This is a genomic window from Streptomyces sp. NPDC041784, assembly GCF_055591025.1.
Map to the genome: position 1 here is coordinate 1 of NZ_JBVJAB010000080.1, position 2,849 is coordinate 2,849.

The 2,849-nt window shown below is 69.4% G+C and carries 2 protein-coding genes and 1 pseudogene; all 3 read left to right on the forward strand.

All coding sequences use genetic code 11. The features are described from left to right. Positions 1 to 90: 90 nt before the first annotated feature. A pseudogene (locus ACZ6D7_RS47400) lies at positions 91 to 774 on the forward strand (TSUP family transporter); the annotation flags it as partial. Between the two features lie 710 nt (positions 775 to 1,484). Then, positions 1,485 to 1,799 (forward strand): hypothetical protein, encoded by a 315-nt coding sequence (locus ACZ6D7_RS47405; RefSeq protein WP_469505131.1) that lies wholly within the window; start codon positions 1,485 to 1,487, stop codon positions 1,797 to 1,799. A gap of 72 nt (positions 1,800 to 1,871) precedes the next feature. Next, positions 1,872 to 2,684, forward strand: a complete 813-nt coding sequence (locus tag ACZ6D7_RS47410) for a transposase family protein (RefSeq protein ID WP_469505133.1) — start codon at positions 1,872 to 1,874, stop codon at positions 2,682 to 2,684. Positions 2,685 to 2,849: the final 165 nt, after the last annotated feature.

The following is a 2,849-nucleotide window of genomic DNA, read 5'->3' on the forward strand; positions in this document are numbered from 1 at the left end:
CTCACCGGTGAAACCACAGTCTCCTGGCGCGACCCGACACCACCGGACCAAAACCGCATCACGGGATGAAACAACGGGAGAAAACGACCTCTGAGCGTCTTCGGTGTGCCGAGTCCGGCGATTACGCCGACGAATCTGCTGTTCAATGTGGTGGCCGGGCCGGGCGCCCTGTGGCGGTACCGCCGCGACGGCGCTCTCCGCGGCGGCCTGGCCCGGCGCCTGGTCGTCGGCACCCTGCCCGGCGTCGTCCTCGGAGCCGCGATCCGCGTCTTCGCTCTCCCGGGTCCCGGCGTCTTCCGGCTCCTGATCGCCATCCTGCTGCTGCCGCTCGGCTTGTGGCTGTGCGTCCGTACCCTCGCCCCGGCCCGCCACCGGCCGGACGCCGCGACAGAACCGTCCTCGGCCGCGCTCACTGCCCTGGCTCTCGGGGTGGGTGTGATCGGCGGCATCTACGGCATCGGCGGCGGCTCCCTCCTCGGGCCGGTCCTCGCCGCCCGCGGCCTGCCTATGACCCGGGTGGCGCCGGCCGCCCTCGCGGCGACGTTCGCCACCTCCGTCGTCGGTGCCACCGCGTATGCGGTCCTGTCCCTGCTCAGCTCCGGGGACGTCGCTCCCGACTGGTGGCTGGGGCTGGCCTGCGGCGTGGGCGGCCTGGTCGGCGGCTACCTCGGAGCCCGGCTTCAGCGCCGCCTGCCCGAGACCGTGCTGCGGCTCCTGCTCGGCATTCTCGCCACCAGCGTCGGCGGGATGTACGCACTCCAGGCCCTGACGTGAGCCCGTCCGGCCTCGAGCTCGCCGCCTGTCGCATCCAGCGGATCACCCTGGAGAACCAGAAGCTGAGGGAACAACTCGAAGCCGCGACGGGCGTCATACGCCTGACGTCCATCCTCTCCAGGCGGTCAGTGCCCAGCTGAGGAAGTGGTCAATGGTCAACTGCACACCCTGGCCACAACCTGGACCAGGTTCGCTACCGGCACGTTTCCCCTTGTCGGCCACCGTCCCGGCCGCCGATCAGGTCTCGGACATGGGGGTGTCTGATATAGGAGCCCGCCCACCTGTGGCGGGGCACCCGGTGCGGTGCGGCGAGCCGATGGCGCGCGCACCGCGATGGGTGGCGCGGCGCATGGTGCGCGCGGCGCGGTACACCGCCCGGCGGTGGTGCGCACCCGATGCGCACAGTGAGCCTCCGCCAACTTGAAGACGCAGGTCAAAGGGCTGGTGTGACCCGCTCTTGCGTCGCTCACGCTGGTCGAGGGCGGCAGTCCGCAGAGTAGATCGTCTGGCGGAGCGGTCGGTTCGCCAGTTCCTGCTCATTGCGGCCGGGCCGCCTTCTACGATCCGGTGCACGGATCCCGAGCTGCTGGAACGGATCACCGCGCGGCGCGCGGAACTGGACGAACTCGAGGAACAGCTGGCCAAGCAGCTGGCGGAAATACGGGCGGAGCGGGACGAACTCGCCGTCGCCGAACGTGTCCTTGAGCAGGGTGAGCGAGCAGATCGCCGACGAGCGCGTCTCGGCCGCGCCGACGCCCGGGCAGGTGGGTGGACGGGCTGTGATGCTGATCCCGCACCGCGCTCCGGACGTGGAGGAGACCAGGCTTCCGCCGGACTACCAGCGCATCCTCGCCGTCGTGCGGCAGGCGGCCGGGCCGGTCATGGCCCGGCAGGTCGGCGAGAGGCTGGGGGTGGACGTCAGCGTACGGGCCAAGCTGGAGCCGTTGCGCGGGAAGCTGGTCAGGCTGGTCGACCGCGGCTGGCTGCGCAAACTACCCGACGGGCGGTTCGCCACCCGCCTGTGAACTGCCTTACCGCCAACTGGGGCAGTGCGGCGCGGGCGTAACCACGGTGCCCCCGGCGGCGGTTGGATTTGTGTGACGAAAACCAAAGAACGCACCGAGGACACCTGCCCGCTTGTCTACCAGTGCCGTCTTCCGCTGTCCACGCGCACCGTCAACCACCTCGCCGATCTGCTGCGCCGCCATCTGAAGGCAATACGGTCCAGGTGGCGGATCCTGCCGCCCGGGAAGATCGCAGTGATCGTCCTGGCTGTCCTGCGTCACGACCAGCGCCTGGCCGACATGGCCGGCGGAAACAACGTGTCCGAGTCCACCGTCCGCCGCTGGCGCGATGAGCTGATCACCCTGCTCGCCGCCCAGGCGCCGCGCCTGGACCGCGCCCTGAAGAAGATCGCCAAGCAGGGCGGGGAGGTGGTCCTGATCGACGGCACCCTCATCCCCACCCAGCGCCGCACCGGCAAAGCCGACCGGCGGAACTACTCCGGCAAACACCACCATCATGGCCTGCATTTTCTCGCCCTGACCGACGAGAGAGGCCGCCTGATCTGGATATCTGCCGCCCGCCCCGGCCGCACCCACGACAACACCGCCGCACGCCACGACCACATTTTGGCCCACTTACGCGCCGCCGGCCTCGGTGCGCTGGCGGACCTCGGCTTCCGCGGCTTGGACAACGACGTACTCGACCCCGTGATCGTCACCGGCTTCCACGCCAGCCGCACCCACAAGCTCACCCCCGGCCAGAAGACCGCCAACCGAGTCCTCGCCGTCGGACGCGCACCGGTCGAACACGGCTTCGCCCACCTCACAAGAACTGGCGGATCCTCACCAAGCTCCGTACCGATCCAGCTCGCGCCACGCGCCTCCTGCGTGCCCTGCTCGTCCTGACAAATATCGAAGTCAACCGCTGAGACAACGTCCAGCTCCGTCCTGTACCCAGCCTGCATGTAGTGGGAAGTGGGTCTGTCAAACGAGCGGTGTAACCGGGGTTGACGGTTACTGACGGGCTGCGGAGAGGCGGCCGTCGAAGGTGATGTCGAAGGCATTCAGCGC